Origin of the sequence: Streptomyces glaucosporus (genome assembly GCF_039533345.1) — a bacterium.
Classification (GTDB): domain Bacteria; phylum Actinomycetota; class Actinomycetes; order Streptomycetales; family Streptomycetaceae; genus Streptomyces; species Streptomyces glaucosporus.
Genome location: NZ_BAAATJ010000005.1, coordinates 83381 through 99301, shown reverse-complemented (window position 1 = coordinate 99301; position 15921 = coordinate 83381). Strand labels below are relative to the sequence as shown.

The following is a 15921-nucleotide window of genomic DNA, read 5'->3' as shown; positions in this document are numbered from 1 at the left end:
CACAAGTGTGCGGAAGGGTAAGAAGGGCGCGCCCGATCATCGTCTTCGCGCCCTCGTGCGCTCCGAGAGAGAACGGAAGAGCAGCGACATGCCCCTCCAGCCGCCCGGCCCCGGGAACGACAGGAACGAGCCGGGAGGGGAGCCGGCCGTACCGGACGAGGTGTGGGAGCGTTTCGTCGAGGAGTGCGCGTCGGGGCGCTCCGCGCCCGAGGAGCCGTCGGCCCGGGCCCGGATGGTCACCGCCCGCCTGCGGCAGCAGGACGAGGAGGCCGCGCGGCGCGGACCCCTGCGGAACAGGCTCCGCGGACGGCGGCCCGAACCCCGCCGGCCCGAGGGATGGCGCACCGGTCCCGCCTGGCAGGAGACGGAGGGCGGCCGGCGCGGGAGCGGGGGACTGGGCAGGGTCGGCATGGGAGTCGGCGCGGTCGCGGCCGCCCTCGCCCTGCTCTACGCCCTCAACCCGCCCCTCGTGCGCTCCTGGATGCCCGGCGGGGACGACGGGGCGGCGCCGGCGCCCCTGCCCGCGGAGACCGCGAGACCGGCCGAGGCCCCGGAGGCGGAGGCCCTTCCGGACCGGCCCACGGTGGAGGAGCCCTTCGCCGGGTCGCCCGCCCGGCGTTGGGCCGACGGCGCGGACGCCATCGAGCTTCCCCGGGCCGAGGCGGCCGGCGGCGTGCCGGCCGCCGCGATCGAGGCGGCCCTGGAGCGGACCAAGCGGTTCCTCGTGGCCGCCAACCTCGACCCGGACGTGCTCCGGGGCGCCGAACCGACCGAGGCGCTGGACCTGATGGACCCGCTGATGGGGGACTTCGTCACCGACGCGCGGACCTCCCTGGAGAAGCCCGGCGAGGAGAACGACCCCACGGCGCTGTTCACGCGCTTCGACCGGGACGAGGTCGGACTCGCCGGCGAGGTGGTCAAGGTCCGCGGCCGGATGGAGCTGACGAAGGGCCAGAAGGGCGTGCCGCGCATCCACGCCGACTACACCTTCGTCTACCCCTTCGTCAGGGCCGGGGGCGGCGACGAGGTCGCGCGCACCATCGTGCGCCGCACCCTCGACGTCGACGTGCTGCACGGCCCGGAGTGGAAGTACACCGAGGGCAAGCTGTGGATCTACAGCACCGACGTGTACATCGCCAACGGCGGCTGCGGCGAGCACGACGGCTTCGTCCACCCGCAGTTCACCGAGGACCTCCACGCCGGCCCCGTGCCCTCCGGCCCGGAGAAGGACCCCTACGACCGCAGCGAGTCCATCGAGGACCTGGGCGAGGACGGGGAGTGCGGAGTGGTCTCGAGGACCTGAGGACGCACCGGCCGCCCGCCGGCCCCCTCAGACGCGCGGCGGGCGGCCGGTGCGCAGCATCCGCAGCACGGCCTCCTCGACGGCCCCCTGGGTGGCGGGCAGCCCGAACGCGGCCCCGGCGCCGAGACGGTCCAGGACGGGGGCGATCGTCACACCCTCCTCGTACAGCTCGATCACCCGCGGGTTGACGTACGAGGCGCGGCACACCGCCGGGGTGTTGCCGAGGTACTGGGAGACCTCCCTCACCGCGCGCGAGACCGCCCGGCGGCGCGCGGTCTCGCTGCGGTCGGCGTACCGCGAGACGGCGAGCGCGACGGCGGCCAGCACGGTGGCGTGCCAGGTGCGGAAGTCCTTGGCGGTGATGTCCACCCCGCCCAGCTCCCTCAGATAGGCGTTGAGGTCCTCGCCCGTCACCTCGTGCCAGACGGGCCGCTCCCACCAGGCGAACAGCCGGTCGCCGCCCCCGCGGCGGCGCTTGAGGGAACGCACGGCACGGCAGGTCGCGGGGTCGGCCACGGCCCGCACCTGCTCCCTGCCGTGCTTGCCGGGGTAGGTGAAGGTCACCGCGCCGCCCCCGATGGAGGCGTGCTCGCGCAGCAGGGTGGTCAGGCCGTAGGAGTTGTTCGCCTCCGCGTAGCGTTCACCGCCGACGCGGAAGAAGCCCAGGTCCAGCAGGCGGGCCGCGGCGGCCAGGACCCGCTCCCGCACCAGCCCCCGCAGGCTCAGCTGGGCCTCGACCGCCTCGCGGATGCGGGGCAGCGCCTCGGCGACGTCGAGCACGTGCTCGTGCTTGGCCTGCTCCTGCTCGGCGCGGAACTGGGGGTGGTACAGGTACTGACGGCGGCCCGCGGCGTCGGTGCCCACGGCCTGGAGGTGGCCGTTGGGCTTCGGGCAGATCCACACGTCCCGCCAGGCGGGCGGGATGACCAGGGCCTCGATCCGTTCCAGTTCCGCCGGATCGCGCAGCGGCCGCCCGGAGGCGTCGAGGTAGCGGAAGCCGCGGCCGTGGCGCCTGCGGGTGTAGCCGGGATCGGTGGGCCGGGTGTGACGCAGACGCACGTGATCCTCCTCGCCTCCTCGTCCCCGCCGCCGGGTCCCCCCGGAACCGGAGCCGCACACGGGCCTTCGCCGCGGCGGCGGGGCGTCCCTCCTCCTTCCCCCGCTCGGCCGGGTCATGGCCCGCTTCCGCGCCCCGCCGGTCCCGGCCCGGCGGTGGCCGGGACCGGCTGCGTACTCCGGCCGGAGCGGGGAATCCGCTGGACCACTACCCCTTGAGGAGGCTGTGGCGATGCGAAGCGTGGGCGTGGAGGAAGAACTGCTCCTGGTGGACGCGGACACCGGCGAGCCGCGGGCCGTGTCGGGCGCGGTGCTGGCCTCGGCCCGGGAGGAGGAGGAACTGGAGAAGGAACTCCAGCGCGAGCAGGTGGAGACCGGGACCCGGCCCCGCCGCGAGATGACGGACCTGGCGGTGGAGATACGCCGGTGGCGCGGGGCGGCGTCGCAGCGGGCGCGGGCGGCCGGGGCGGAGGTCGCCGCGCTGGCCACCTCCCCCCTGGCGGTCCACCCCTCGCTCAGCCCCGGCGACCGCTACCGGAGGATGGCGCAGGAGTACGGGCTGACCGCCCAGGAGCAGCTCACCTGCGGATGCCACGTCCATGTGGGCGTGGACTCCGACGAGGAGGGCGTGGCGGTCCTGGACCGGATCAGGCCCTGGCTGGCCCCGCTGCTGGCGATGAGCGCCAACTCGCCGTTCTGGCAGGGCGAGGACAGCGGCTACCACAGCTACCGCAACCGGGTCTGGGGCCGGTGGCCGTCGGCGGGCCCGGTGGAGGTCTTCGGCTCGGCCGGCGCCTACCACGAGCAGGTCCGCTCGATGATCGGGACCGGGGCGCTGCTGGACGAGGGGATGGTCTACTTCGACGCGAGACTGTCGCGCAGCTACCCGACGGTCGAGATCCGGGTCGCCGACGTGTGCCTCGACGCCCGCGACACGGTGGTGATCGCCGCGCTGGCCCGCGCCCTGGTGGAGACCGCCGCGCGCGCCTGGCGCGCGGGGGAGCCCCCCGCCCGGGTCGGCGTCGGCCTGCTGCGGCTGGCGGCCTGGCGGGCGAGCCGCTCCGGGCTCTCCGGCGACCTGGTGCATCCGGTGACCTTCGAACCCGCCCCGGCGGAGGCCGTCGTCCGCGCCCTGCTGGACCACGCCGGCCCGGCCCTGTCGGACGCCGGGGACCTGGACCTGGTGAAGGAAGGGGTGGAGGAGCTGTTCCGCCGGGGCAACGGCGCCGACGTCCAGCGCGCGGTCCACGAGGAGACGGGCGACCTGAGCGCCGTGGTGGCCGAAGCCGTGCGCAGGACGGTGGCCTGAACACCCCGCCCGTCCTCAGCGTTTGGCCGCGTCCTTGTCCATCGCCCGGTCCAGCACCATCCGCCTGAGCCGGCCGACGCACTCGCCGCAGGCGTAGAAGAAGGTCGTGCCGTCCTCGTGCTGGACCTCCGCGAGCAGGGCCAGCGGCACGTCGTCCCGGCCGCACCACAGCCAGCAGGCGGTGTCCTGGTGGACCGGCGAGGAGCGGACCTGCTCCTCCAGCCGGCGGATGCACTCCTCGCACGCGTACAGCGGGGCGTGGGTGCCCCAGGAGGTCACCGGACCGAGCCAGGTCACCGCCGTACCGGTGCGGCGGCACCACAGCCAGCAGTCGCCGAGGACCCACGCGCACCGGCCGGCCCCGCCCTCCGCCTCGGGAGCCCGGGCAGCGAAGGGCGAGCCGGGCTCCCGCCCGGCGCCCGCCTCGGACTCGGTGAGCACGGGGAACGGCCTCCTCTCGCCTCGTGGAGGGCGGCCTCGGCGGCGCCCCCGGTCCTGCCGCTCCTGTCATCCCTACCCCGGATCGGCCGGTGGGGACAGCACACCTTCGGCCACCCTCGCCCCCGTGCCGGAAGCGGCGGCCGTCCGGCGGGAACCGGCCCGGCCGACCTGCGCGTCCCCTGTTCGCGGCCGTCAGGGGGACGGCCTCGAACAGGGGGGTACAGCATCATGTTCCGGACAACCGGAAGATCCCTGCGCCTGGCCGCCGTCGCCGCGGCCGCGGCCGCCGTCGCGGTGACCGGCTGCCAGCCGGAGGACGTCCCGGCGCCGCCGGACGCCTCGCGGTCCGCCTCGCCCGGCGCCTCGCGGCCCGCCGCCGACGACGCCCCGTCCGCCGACGACGCCCCGTCCGCCGACGGCGCCCCGTCCGCTCCCGGCGGCGAGCGGAGGCTGGTGGACGCGCAGGAGGCGGGCGGCCTGCGCAGGGTCACCGGCGAGGGCGCCGTCACGGACGTACCGGTCGACCCGGGGGAGATGCGGGACGGCATGCGACTGGTGGTCGCCCGCTTCGCCGCGCCGGACGGCGGCGAGCCGGTCCTCTTCGAGGGCGTCGACAACGTCCCGGAGGACCCCGTCAAGCGCCGCGAGCACCTCTTCCGCGGCATGCTGGAGCACATCAGGTGGGACCCGGAGCTGGGGCAGCCCGAGGCGCGGCCGGTGGCGGACCCGGGACCGCTGGGCGGCTCGGTGGAGTGCCTGGCGGCCTCCCTCGCCGAGGACGGCAACATGGTCTGCGGCTGGGCGGACGAGAGCACCGCGGCGGTGGCCCTCTTCCCGGACAGCACCCTCGACGAGGCCGGGAGGCTGTTCGTCGCCATGCGCTCCGACCTGGAGCACTGAACCCGCACGCCGGGCCGGCGGCACCCGAACGGGTGCCGCCGGCCCGGCGCGTCCGTGCCCGGTGCCGTCCTCAGGCGTGCGAGAGCGCGAAGGAGACGAGGAAGCCGGCGACGACGATCAGCCCGATGGCCAGATGGGCCTTCTCGAAGGCCTCCGGGATCATCGTGTCCGCGATCATGGCCAGGACGGCGCCCGCGGCCACGGCCGTCACCGCGGCCACCACGGAGGGCGGCAGCACCCCGGCGGCGGCGTTGCCGGCCACCGCCGACAGCATGCTCACGACCGCGATCGTCCCCCACAGGCCGAAGACGTAGCTCCTGCTCCGCCCGGCCTTGCGCATGCCGGCCGAGCTGGAGAGCCCCTCGGGCACATTGCTGATGAAGACGGCGGCGACGGTCGCCGTGCTCACCGCGCCGCCCTGGGCCAGGCCCAGCCCGATGACCGCGGACTCCGGGACGCCGTCCAGCAGCGCGCCCAGCGCGAGGGCCGTCCCGGACCCGGACCGCTGCCGCTCCGACGGCTGGTCCTGCACGTGCCCGGAGCGTTTTCGGTGCCGCGCCCCCCGGCGGGCCAGGGCCGCATTGCCCGTGGTGTAGGCGACCGCGCCCCCGACGGCGCCGACCACCACCGGAAGCATCCCCGACCGGCCGTAGGCCTCGTCGATCAGCTCGAACGACACGGCGGACAGCAGCACCCCGGCGCCGAAGGCCATCACGGACGCGACCACCTGATGGGGGATCCGCAGGACGTACCCCGGCACCGCGCCCACCAGCAGCGCCGAACCCGCCAGCAGTCCCCATCCTCCCGCTTCCAGCAGCTCGCCCATGCGGGCCCGCGTACCCGCACCCGGACCTCCGACCCCTCCCTCCCCAGGCCCGGAAGGCGGCCGACCATGTGAGCAAAACCGCCGATGAGCGCCCTGATGGTACGAACCGGGCGTATCGGGGTACAGGCACTCGCGCGACGGGCCCGAGCCCGCACCCACCGTTCGAAGGAGACCAGGACTGTGACCGACACGGCGAAGCAGGGAGCCGACACCCGTCCGGTGCTCACCAACCGGCAGGGACACCCGATCCACGACAACCAGAACCAGCGCACGGTCGGTGCCCGCGGTCCGGCCACGCTGGAGAACTACCACTTCCTGGAGAAGATCAGCCACTTCGACCGGGAGCGCATCCCCGAGCGCGTGGTGCACGCGCGAGGCGTGACGGCCTTCGGATTCTTCGAGGCGTACGGCTCCTGGGGAGACGAACCCATCAGCCGGTACACCCGCGCCAAGCTGTTCCAGGAGCGGGGCAAGCGCACCGACGTGGCCGTCCGCTTCTCCACGGTCATCGGCGGACGCGACTCCTCCGAGGCCGCCCGCGACCCCCGGGGCTTCGCGGTGAAGTTCTACACCGAGGAGGGCAACTGGGACCTGGTCGGCAACAACCTCGGCGTCTTCTTCATCCGGGACGCGATCAAGTTCCCCGACGTCATCCACGCCCTCAAGCCCGACCCGGTGACCTTCGAGCAGCGGCCCGAGCGGATCTTCGACTTCATGTCGCAGACGCCCGAGTGCATGCACATGCTCGTCAACCTCTTCAGCCCCCGCGGCATCCCCGCCGACTACCGCCACATGCAGGGCTTCGGCGTCAACACCTACAAGTGGGCCAACTCCGACGGCCACACCGTGCTGGTCAAGTACCACTGGATGCCCAAGCAGGGCGTGCGCAGCATGACCGAGGAGGACGCCGCCAACGTCCAGGCGGAGAGCCTCGGCCACGCCACCAAGGACCTGTACGAGGCGATCGAGCGGGGCGACTACCCCGAGTGGGAACTCCTGGTGCAGATGATGGACGACCACGAGCACCCGGAGCTGGACTTCGACCCGCTGGACGACACCAAGACCTGGCCGGAGCAGGAGTTCCCGCCCAAGCCGGTGGGCCGCATGGTCCTCAACCGGATGCCGGACGACTTCTTCACGCAGAACGAGCAGATCGCCTTCGGCACCGGCGTGCTGGTCGACGGCCTCGACTTCTCCGACGACAAGATGCTGGTCGGCCGCACCTTCTCCTACAGCGACACCCAGCGCTACCGCGTCGGCCCCAACTACCTCCAGCTCCCGGTGAACCAGGCCAAGGCGCCGGTGCACACCAACCAGCGCGGCGGCCCGATGTCGTACCAGGTCGACCCCGGGGGCGAGAACCCGCACGTCAACTACGAGCCCTCGACCCTGGGCGGGCTCCAGGAGGCCGAGGGGCCGGGCTACGGGGAGCAGGGCCCGGAGATCCGCGGCCGCCTGACCCGCAGCCGCATCCCCCGCACCAACGACTACATGCAGGCGGGGCAGCGCTACCTGCTGATGCAGGACTGGGAACGCGACGACCTGGTCAGGAACTTCACCAACCAGCTCAAGCAGTGCCCGCGCCACATCCAGGAGCGGATGGTGTGGCACTTCCTTCTGGTGGAGAACGACCTCGGGCTGCGCGTCGGCGAGGGGCTCGGGATCTCCCCCCAGGACGTGGCGCACCTGGAGCCGCTGCCGAACCAGCGGCTGACCGACGAAGACCGCGAGCGCCTGGCGAACCTGGGCAAGAACCCGCCGCGTGACGTGGAGGGCCTGACCATGACCCACTGTGTCCCGGACGAGCGGCACGTGGTGACCCGCTGACCCTCCGCCCGGCCGGCCCGCCGCACGGCGAACGCGCCGTGTGGCGGGCCGCGTGCGGGGAATCCGTGGAGACCCGGGGACGGCTTCGAACGGCCGTGCCAGGAGAACCCGGCAGGGAACCCGTCAGGGAGAGGTCCGGTCATGAAGAGAAAGAAGAAGAAGCTGCTGTACAGGCCGGTGGGCCTCGCGCTCGGCGCGCTGAGCGGCGCCATCGCGAGCGCGGCCTTCAAGCAGGCCTGGAAGATGGTCAGCGACGAGGACGACGCCCCCGACCCGGGCGACGAGGACCGCAGGCTGGCCGAGATCCTGCTGGCCGCCGCCATCCAGGGAGTGATCTTCTCCGTGGTCAGGGCGGCGGTGGACCGCGGCGGGGCCGTGGTGGTCCGCAGGATGACGGGCAGCTGGCCGGGCTGATCCGGGCCGGCGGAAAACAGCGGAAACGGGTGGCGCGGGGCCGTACGGTGGACCGTACGGCCCCGTTCCCCGACCGGAGGTACCCCGTGACCCCTCGGCGCCACGACACCCCCGCCCGGACCGGCACCGCCAACCCCCTGCGCCGCCTGGCCCTCGGCGATCTCAGGCGGCGCACCAGCATGAAGTGGCGTGCCCATCCCGAGGACGTCCTGCCGCTGTGGGTGGCGGAGATGGACGTCCCGCTCGCCGATCCCGTCGCACGGGCGCTCACCGAGGCCGTCCGGCTGGGGGACACCGGCTACCCGGCGGGCACGGAGTACGCCGACGCGCTGGCCGCCTTCGCCGAACGGCGCTGGAACTGGCGTCCCGGGGCGGAGCACACCGCGCTCGTGCCCGACGTGATGCTGGGGATCGTGGAGGTCCTGAGGCTCGTCACCGGGCCCGGTGACGCGGTGGTCGTCAATCCGCCGGTGTACCCGCCCTTCTACGCCTTCGTCGGGCACGCGGACCGCCGGATCGTCGAGGCGCCCCTCGGGGCGGACCTGCGCCTGGACTTCCCCGCGCTGGAGGCCGCCTTCGTCCGGGCCCGCGCGGAGGGGCGGCCGGCGGCGTACCTGCTGTGCAACCCCCACAACCCGACGGGCACCGTCCACACCCGCGCCGAGCTGGAGCGGGTGGCCTCACTGGCGCGGGAGCACGGGGTGCGCGTCGTCTCCGACGAGATCCACGCGCCGCTGGTGCTGCCCGGGGCGCGACACGTCCCCTATCCGAGCGTGCGCGGGGGCGAGAGCGCCTTCGCCCTGCTGTCGGCCTCCAAGGCGTGGAACCTGGCCGGGCTCAAGGCCGCGCTCGCGGTGGCGGGTCCCGAGGCCGCCGAAGACCTGGCCCGGGTGCCCGAGGAGGTCGGCCACGGGGCGAGCCACCTGGGCGTCGTCGCCCACAGCGCGGCCCTGCGGGACGGCGGCGACTGGCTGGACGCCCTGCTGGCCGGGGTGGACGAGAACCGGCGGCTGCTGGCGGAGCTGCTGGCCCGGCACCTGCCGGAGGTGCGCCACCGCGCGCCCCAGGGCACCTACCTCGCCTGGCTGGACTGCCGGGCCCTCGGCCTGGGCGACGATCCGGCCGCGGTGTTCCTGGAACGCGGCCGGGTCGCCCTCAACTCCGGCCCCGGGTTCGGCACGGGCGGGGCCGGGCACGTCCGGCTGAACCTTGCCACCTCGCCCGAGATCCTCACCGAGGCCGTGCGGCGGATGGCCGCCGCCCTCTGACACGTCCATCGCCCCTGCCGCCTTCGCCGCCTCTGCGTTTTCCGCATCGTCGGCGGAAATTTTCGGAATCGTGTTGGGCCGTCTCTCCATGAGAGGCGGTCCAACTGCTGGTGTCCATGGGGAACTTGTTGAGTACGGAGTCTTGACCTGAGCATGCCTCGGTGATGTTCTTTCCGGAACCATTCCGGAAACGATCGGCGCACGATTCCCTCTCCCGTCCATTCCTCGCGGAGATTGAGCAATGAGAAGGCCCCACACCGGCTCGCAGGTCCCCGAGAACACCAGCCGGCGGACGTTCCTGAGTCTGCTGCCGCTGACCGCCGCCGCCACCGCCGTGCCAGCCGTCACGGCCCCCGCCGCCCACGCGGCGGACGGCAGGGGCGGCAAGCCCGGGCACGGTTCCGGCACCTACATCACCTTCTCCCGCAGGCCCGGGAGCTTCCCCCTCGTCGCGGGCGGCAGGGCCGCCGCGATCACGGTCAGCGGAAGCGACCACCCGGGCGTGCTGCGGGCGGTGGAGGACCTGCGGAAGGACGTCAAGCGCGTCACCGGCGTGGAACCCGCCGTCAGGCGCGGCGACACCCCGCCGAAGCGGTCCGAGGTCGTGATCGTCGGAACCATCGGGAAGAGCCCGCTGGTCGACCGGCTGATCGCCGACGGGAAACTGGACGTCTCCGGGATCGCCGGAAAGTGGGAGACCACCCTCGAACAGGTCGTGGAGAACCCGCTGCCGGGCGTCCGCCGCGCGTTCGTCATCGCCGGCAGCGACCAGCGCGGCACCATCTTCGGAATCTACGAGACCACCCGGCAGATGGGCGTGTCCCCCTGGCACTTCTGGGACGACGTGCCGCCCCGCCGCCACGACGAGCTCCACGTGCTGCCCGGCCGCCACACCCAGGGCACCCCCGCCGTCAAGTACCGCGGCTTCTTCATCAACGACGAGAACCCGGCCCTGGGCACCTGGGCGCCCGAGTACTTCGGCCCCGGACACGCCCCCGGCTTCCCCAACGGCTTCAACAAGGAGTTCTACGCCAAGGTCTTCGAGACCCTGCTCCGGCTCAAGGCCAACTACCTGTGGCCGGCGGTGTGGGGACGCGCCTTCGCCGAGGACGACCCGGAGAACCACGCCACGGCCAAGGAGTACGGCATCGTCATGGGCACCTCCCACGAGGCGCCCATGATGCGCGGCATCGAGGAGTGGAACCGCCACGCCGTCCCCGCCAAGCGCGACGCCGAGGGCAACATCACCGAGCCCGGCCGCGACCCCTACGGCGGCACCGGCGAGTGGAGCTTCCGCCGCAACCGGGAGGCCATCGAGGCGTACTGGCGCGACGGCATCCGCCGCATGGTCGAGGAGGACTTCGAGGGCGTCGTCACCCTCGGCATGCGCGGCAACGGCGACGTCAGCCTGCCCGACGGCGACGGCATCGACCTCATGGAGTCCATCCTCGCCAGCCAGCGCAGGATCCTGTCCGAGGTCACCGGGAAGTCCGACATCACCGACATCCCGCAGGTCCAGACCCTCTACAAGGAGGTCCAGCGGTACTGGGACAAGGGCCTGCGGCCGCCGGAGGACGTCACCGTCGTCTTCTGCGACGACAACTGGGGCAACATGCGCAAGCTGCCCGACCAGTCGCTCCCGAAGCGCGCCGGCGGCTACGGCATGTACTACCACTTCGACTACGTCGGCGTCGGCCGCAACTACAAGTGGGTCGACACCATCAACCTCGTCAGCACCTGGGAGCAGCTCCACCTCACCCACACCTACGGCGTGGACCGCCTGTGGGTGGTCAACGTGGGCGACCTGAAGGCCGAGGAGATGCCCACGCAGTTCTTCCTCGACTACGCCTGGGCCCCCGACCGCTGGCCGCTGGAGCGCCTCCACGAGTGGGAGCGGCAGTACGCCGCGCAGAACTTCGGCCCCGAGCACGCCGACGAGATCGCCGAGGTCCTCCACACCTACGGCGTGCTCCAGGCCCGCCGCAAACCCGAGCTGCTCAACCGCCGCATCACCCTGGACCCCGCCAAGGACCTGTCCAAGGACGACGCGGCGGTGGTCTACGACGACCAGGCCAGCCCGTACCACCTCAACCACTACCGGGAGATGGCCCGGGTCACCGAGGAGTGGCGGAAGCTGGCGAAGAGGGCCGAGCGGATCGGGCGCCGGCTGCCGCGCGCCGACCAGGACGCGTACTACCAGCTCGTGCTCTACCAGGTGAAGGCGACCGCCAACCTCTACGAGCTGCGCGAGGCGGAGTTCACCAACATCCTCTACGCGGAGCAGGGCCGCGCCGCCGCCAACGACCACGCCGACACCACCGACGCGCGCTTCGCCGACGACCGGGCGATGTCGGACTACTACAACAACATCCTGGCGGGGGGTAAGTGGAAGGGCTTCCAGACCCAGCCGAAGATCGGTTACGGGGACGTGGAGCGCTACGGCCCGGACGCGCCCTGGCAGCAGCCACAGACGCCCGACCACGTCGCCCTGCCCGACGAGGTCTTCCCGGCGGTCAGGCGCATCGAACTCCCCGACCGCGCCGAGATGGGCGTGGCCGTCGACGGCTCCGACCTGTGGTGGCCCGAGGCGGACGGCCCGGCGGTGCTCCCGGCCTTCAGCCCGTACCAGACCCGGCCGGACCAGTACATCGACGTCTTCAACCGCGGCAGCAGGCCGTTCGACTACCGGATCGTCCCGGCCGAGCCGTGGGTGAGGATCGACCGCGCCCGCGGCCGGGTCGACAAGGAGGTGCGCGCGACCGTGCGCATCGACTGGGACCGGGCCCCGAAGGGCGTCACCAGGGTGCCGATCACGGTCCACGGACCGGGCGGCGCCAAGGTGGAGGTCCGGGCCGTCGTGGAGAACCCGGGGCTCCCGCGCCGCGGGCTGCGGGGATTCGTCGAGGCGAGCGGCTACGTCTCGATGGAGGCCGCCCACTGCACCCGGGCCGTCGGCGGCGCCGGGGTCCACTGGGTGCGGCTGCCCGACATCGGACGGGCCGAGGACGGGATGGAGCCCTACCCGGTCACCGCGCCCAGCCGGACACCGGGTGGCCGCGGCCCGCGCCTGGAGTACGAGATGACCCTCACCACGGCCGGAGAGGTCGAGGTCTGGGTGTACCTGTCCCCCCGCAACAACGTCCTGCCGACGGAGGGCCTGCGGTACGCCGTCTCGATCGACGACGCGCCGCCGCAGACGGTCAACGTCACCACGGCCACGGGCGCGGACGACACCTACATGAACGTCCGCTGGGCGAGGAACACCTCCGACAACGTCAACCGGACCTCCACCCGGCACCGGATCGACAGGCCGGGCGTCCACACCCTGAAGCTGTGGATGGTCGACCCGACCGTCATCGTGCAGAAGATCGTCGTGGACACCGGGGGCCTGGAGCCGAGCTACCTGGGGCCGCCGGAGAGCCTGCGGGCCGACCGGGGCCGGTGACGGCCGGCGCCGGAGCACGACGGACCCGGCCGGACGACCATGCGGGTCGTCCGGCCGGGTCCGGTCGCGAGGAGCTCCGCGCGCGGTGCGCCGCGGTCAGCCCCGGCCGCCCCCGTGGCGCGTGGCGCGCCGGCGGAGCAGCCCCTCGCGCTGCTGCTCCTGCGGCTGCGGCGGGGCGGACTGCCCGGGCCGGCGGGGCAGGGCGTGCCGCGGCTGGGTGAGGGTGATCTGCCCCACGAGCTGGTGGAAGCAGGCCAGGGCGGTGATGGGGGGAAGTCCGGCGACCGCCACCCCGGACAGGGTCCTGGGGGCATGGGCGACGCACAGCACCACCGCGACGGTCGAGAAGAGGACCACCACGGCCCAGGAGTGCCGGACGCGCCGCCGCAGGACGGTGGCGCGCAGGATCGACAGCGAGGCGGTCAGCCAGGGCCCGTAGACCAGCAGGGGCCACCACCGCGCGAGATCGTCGGGCACGCTCAGACCGGCCAGGTGGCGCAGGGGGTCGTAGGAGGCCATTCCCCCGAGCACACTCACCATCGCCACCAGACAGGCCGTCAGCGCCGCGACGGAGAAGCTGAACACGTGCAGCCACGACAGCTCGGGCCGGGGGGGCCTGCGGCGACGGCGGCGGTGCCGGCGGTCGGCCTGCGAGCGCTGAGCGGAGCGGGCCGGGGGGGCCTCGAACTCCTCGTCCGGTACGACCGGTTCCCCGTTCCTGTCGAGGCGGCGCAGCACCCGGGTGGCCTCGTCCACGCCGTCCCCCGGATCCGCGGGCGCCGCCGACGGGGGAGGGGGCTGGGGCCGGCCGGAGTCCCGCAGCAGCTGGGCCAGTTCGGCCTCGAAGTCCCATGAGGGGTCCAGGAGGTCCACCTCGGGGGAGGCGGGAGACCGCTGGTCGGGGGCGGGGCCCTGGCCGAACTCGGGGTGGGCGGTGCCCCACCCGCCGGGGTCCCCGTCCGGCGGCACGCCGTACGGATCGAAGTACTGCCCTTGGTCATTCACGGCAGCCCCACCGGGAGCGACGGGGCGCGGATGTGGAAAGCGGATCTGGTGGAGTCACGTCCACAACAACGAAGGCGACGCCCGACCGGAGTACCGGCATTCGGGTGAAGCCGTAAGCCATACGATAGTGGTGGCCGGCATTCGCCTCATGACGCCGGCCGTCTTTCCCGGCCCTCCTCTTCGGTGCGCGGAGCCGCCGGGGGCGCCGGTGGTCCGTCGTACGGCGGGCCACCGCCCATGGGAGCGCGACCCGGACGGGGTGCCGCAGGAGGCCTCGACGGCGGTCCACCGTCCCGCCCCTCTTCCCCCTCCCTCCGCTTCTTCTTCGCCGCCTTCCGCTTCCGTCCGGGACCCGGGCGGGCCCCCGTGCGGCGTGGAGCCGCTGCCGGGGCGGGCGACCGTCGACTGTCTTGGTCTATACCTTGACTGGTCCATACCAAAAGCGCTTGAGTATTCCCGACCAACCCCCCACATCCGAAGGGATGTTCAGGTGCAACGACTTCGCGTCATGGCGGGTGCCGCCGCGGCCACGCTGGCAGGCGCCCTGGCGGTCGTCATACCCGCGAACACCGCGTCCGCGGCCGAGTGCGCGACTCCCTGGAACTCCTCGGCGGTCTACTGGAACGGCGACACCGTCTCCCACAACGGCCGCAACTGGACCGCCCAGTGGTGGACCCAGAACGAGGTCCCCCCCGGCACCTCCGGTGTCTGGAAGGACCAGGGCGCCTGCGGCGGCGGCACCACCCCGCCCACCAACCCCGACCCCTCGGGGTTCGTGGTCGGCGAGGCGCAGTTCAAGCAGATGTTCCCGAACCGGAACTCCTTCTACACCTACCAGGGACTGAAGGCCGCGCTGAGCGCCTACCCGGCCTTCGCCAACACCGGCAGCGACACGGTGAAGAAGAGGGAGGCCGCCGCCTTCCTCGCCAACGTCAGCCACGAGACCGGCGGCCTGGTCCACATCGTGGAGCAGAACACCGCCAACTACCCCCACTACTGCGACAGCAGCCAGCCGTACGGCTGCCCCGCCGGCCAGGCCGCCTACTACGGCCGCGGCCCGATCCAGCTGAGCTGGAACTTCAACTACAAGGCGGCGGGCGACGCCCTGGGCATCGACCTGCTCCGCAACCCCCACCTGGTGGAGCGGGACGCCGCGGTCGCCTGGAAGACCGCCCTGTGGTACTGGAACACCCAGAGCGGCCCGGGCACCATGACCCCGCACAACGCGATGGTCAACGGGCCCGGCTTCGGCGAGACCATCCGCAGCATCAACGGAGCCCTGGAGTGCGGCGGCCGGAACCCCGCCCAGGTGCAGAGCCGGGTCGACACCTACAAGCGGTTCGTCCAGATCCTCGGCACCACCCCGGGTGACAACCTGACCTGCTGACACGGCAGTTCACGCGGAAGACCCCCGCGCCGCGGCCCGCACCGCCCATCCGGCGGGCCGCGGCGCGGAGTGCCGTTTACGGGAAGGGTCCCTCCTACCCCTATCGTCCGCCGCGTCCGGGCGGAATACTGCCGGGCCATGACACTCACGGACGAACGCATCACCCCCGAGCGGCTCGACGAGCTGCTCGCCGACGACTCCATCGACATGGCCCACCGGACGCTGTGGCTGCTGCTGTGGGAGGGCGAACTGCGGGTCCTGGACCTGCTCTCGATGGAGATCGGGGACGTGGACCTCGCGGCGGGACGGGTGACCGGCGTCTGCGGCAGGGCGGTGCCCGAGGGCGAGGGCGTCCTCAGCGAGCGGGCCGTGCGGATGCTGGCCCGGCTGGTCGGCGACCGGGAGACCGGCCCGCTGTTCGCCACGGGAGCGCGGGCCCTGAGCTGGGAGCAGGTGATGCAGACCGCCGGCGACCAGGGGCACGCCATCCACGCGTTCCGCGCCGGCGGCAGGCTCCACCGGCGCGACGAGCCGTGACGGAGCCCCGGACGGGGCGCCGCGCCGGCCGGTCCGTTCGCGCCCGCCGCCGGGGAGGGGACGGCGGCGGGGCCGCGGGGACCTCGGAGAGTCCCCCGGCGGGCGCCGGAGGCCACCCCGGGCGGCGGGCGGCGCACGTCCGCGCCGTGTGAGCGCGGCGCGGGCCCGCCGTGCGGACGGACACCGTGGAGCCGCGGCGGGGA

At 73.3% G+C, this 15921-nt stretch carries 13 protein-coding genes; 9 read left to right on the top strand and 4 right to left on the bottom strand.

The genetic code is table 11. The annotated features are described in order from the left end of the window. The first annotated feature begins 88 nt into the window (after window positions 1-88). Complete coding sequence (locus ABD358_RS08260) at window positions 89-1303, top strand: hypothetical protein (protein ID WP_344630210.1); 1215 nt, start codon at window positions 89-91, stop codon at window positions 1301-1303. 27 nt (window positions 1304-1330) lie between these two features. Here ABD358_RS08260 and ABD358_RS08255 read toward each other — a convergent pair whose 3' ends face one another. Then, the gene (locus ABD358_RS08255; RefSeq protein WP_344630209.1) at window positions 1331-2362 is read right to left on the bottom strand and encodes a DNA topoisomerase IB; all 1032 of its coding nucleotides are present in this window, start codon (window positions 2360-2362) and stop codon (window positions 1331-1333) included. 229 nt (window positions 2363-2591) lie between these two features. Between ABD358_RS08255 and ABD358_RS08250 the strand changes: the two genes are divergently transcribed. Next, the gene (locus tag ABD358_RS08250) at window positions 2592-3668 is read left to right on the top strand and encodes a glutamate--cysteine ligase (RefSeq protein ID WP_344630208.1); all 1077 of its coding nucleotides are present in this window, start codon (window positions 2592-2594) and stop codon (window positions 3666-3668) included. Window positions 3669-3683: 15 nt separating this feature from the next. Here the strand turns inward: ABD358_RS08250 and ABD358_RS08245 are convergent, their stop codons facing one another. Continuing rightward, window positions 3684-4109, bottom strand: coding sequence for a hypothetical protein (locus ABD358_RS08245; protein WP_344630207.1), 426 nt, complete (start codon window positions 4107-4109; stop codon window positions 3684-3686). Window positions 4110-4337: 228 nt separating this feature from the next. Here ABD358_RS08245 and ABD358_RS08240 point away from each other — a divergent pair, with 228 nt between their 5' ends. Next, entirely contained in the window at window positions 4338-5009 is a 672-nt protein-coding gene (locus ABD358_RS08240) for a hypothetical protein (protein ID WP_344630206.1), read from the top strand. A 70-nt stretch (window positions 5010-5079) separates the two neighbouring features. Here the strand turns inward: ABD358_RS08240 and ABD358_RS08235 are convergent, their stop codons facing one another. Continuing rightward, window positions 5080-5835, bottom strand: coding sequence for a ZIP family metal transporter (locus ABD358_RS08235; protein ID WP_344630205.1), 756 nt, complete (start codon window positions 5833-5835; stop codon window positions 5080-5082). Window positions 5836-6015: 180 nt separating this feature from the next. Here ABD358_RS08235 and ABD358_RS08230 point away from each other — a divergent pair, with 180 nt between their 5' ends. From ABD358_RS08230 to ABD358_RS08215, 4 genes are all read left to right on the top strand, one after another. Next, window positions 6016-7662: a catalase gene (locus tag ABD358_RS08230; RefSeq protein WP_344630204.1), complete on the top strand. Its 1647-nt coding sequence runs from the start codon at window positions 6016-6018 to the stop codon at window positions 7660-7662. Window positions 7663-7803: 141 nt separating this feature from the next. Beyond that, window positions 7804-8076: a DUF4235 domain-containing protein gene (locus tag ABD358_RS08225; protein ID WP_344630203.1), complete on the top strand. Its 273-nt coding sequence runs from the start codon at window positions 7804-7806 to the stop codon at window positions 8074-8076. Window positions 8077-8162: 86 nt separating this feature from the next. Beyond that, window positions 8163-9344 carry a MalY/PatB family protein gene (locus ABD358_RS08220; protein WP_344630202.1) on the top strand — a complete coding sequence of 394 codons (1182 nt, stop codon included), beginning with the start codon at window positions 8163-8165 and terminating at the stop codon, window positions 9342-9344. Between the two features lie 241 nt (window positions 9345-9585). Further along, a complete protein-coding gene (locus tag ABD358_RS08215; protein ID WP_344630201.1) occupies window positions 9586-12789 on the top strand; it encodes a glycosyl hydrolase 115 family protein in 3204 nt (1067 codons plus the stop codon). 96 nt (window positions 12790-12885) lie between these two features. Here the strand turns inward: ABD358_RS08215 and ABD358_RS08210 are convergent, their stop codons facing one another. Continuing rightward, complete coding sequence (locus ABD358_RS08210; protein WP_344630200.1) at window positions 12886-13794, bottom strand: DUF2637 domain-containing protein; 909 nt, start codon at window positions 13792-13794, stop codon at window positions 12886-12888. A 508-nt stretch (window positions 13795-14302) separates the two neighbouring features. Between ABD358_RS08210 and ABD358_RS08205 the strand changes: the two genes are divergently transcribed. Both ABD358_RS08205 and ABD358_RS08200 read left to right on the top strand, forming a co-directional pair. After that, window positions 14303-15181, top strand: coding sequence for a glycoside hydrolase family 19 protein (locus tag ABD358_RS08205; protein ID WP_344630358.1), 879 nt, complete (start codon window positions 14303-14305; stop codon window positions 15179-15181). A gap of 138 nt (window positions 15182-15319) precedes the next feature. Then, a complete protein-coding gene (locus ABD358_RS08200; RefSeq protein ID WP_344630199.1) occupies window positions 15320-15718 on the top strand; it encodes a hypothetical protein in 399 nt (132 codons plus the stop codon). Window positions 15719-15921: the final 203 nt, after the last annotated feature.

Coding starts and splice junctions, on each gene's coding strand:
- ABD358_RS08235 (WP_344630205.1), bottom strand. CDS start 5,835: ATGGGCGAGCTGCTGGAAGCGGGAGGATGGGGACTGCTGGCGGGTTCG.
- ABD358_RS08205 (WP_344630358.1), top strand. CDS start 14,303: ATGGCGGGTGCCGCCGCGGCCACGCTGGCAGGCGCCCTGGCGGTCGTC.
- ABD358_RS08250 (WP_344630208.1), top strand. CDS start 2,592: ATGCGAAGCGTGGGCGTGGAGGAAGAACTGCTCCTGGTGGACGCGGAC.
- ABD358_RS08215 (WP_344630201.1), top strand. CDS start 9,586: ATGAGAAGGCCCCACACCGGCTCGCAGGTCCCCGAGAACACCAGCCGG.
- ABD358_RS08200 (WP_344630199.1), top strand. CDS start 15,320: ATGACACTCACGGACGAACGCATCACCCCCGAGCGGCTCGACGAGCTG.
- ABD358_RS08240 (WP_344630206.1), top strand. CDS start 4,338: ATGTTCCGGACAACCGGAAGATCCCTGCGCCTGGCCGCCGTCGCCGCG.
- ABD358_RS08260 (WP_344630210.1), top strand. CDS start 89: ATGCCCCTCCAGCCGCCCGGCCCCGGGAACGACAGGAACGAGCCGGGA.
- ABD358_RS08225 (WP_344630203.1), top strand. CDS start 7,804: ATGAAGAGAAAGAAGAAGAAGCTGCTGTACAGGCCGGTGGGCCTCGCG.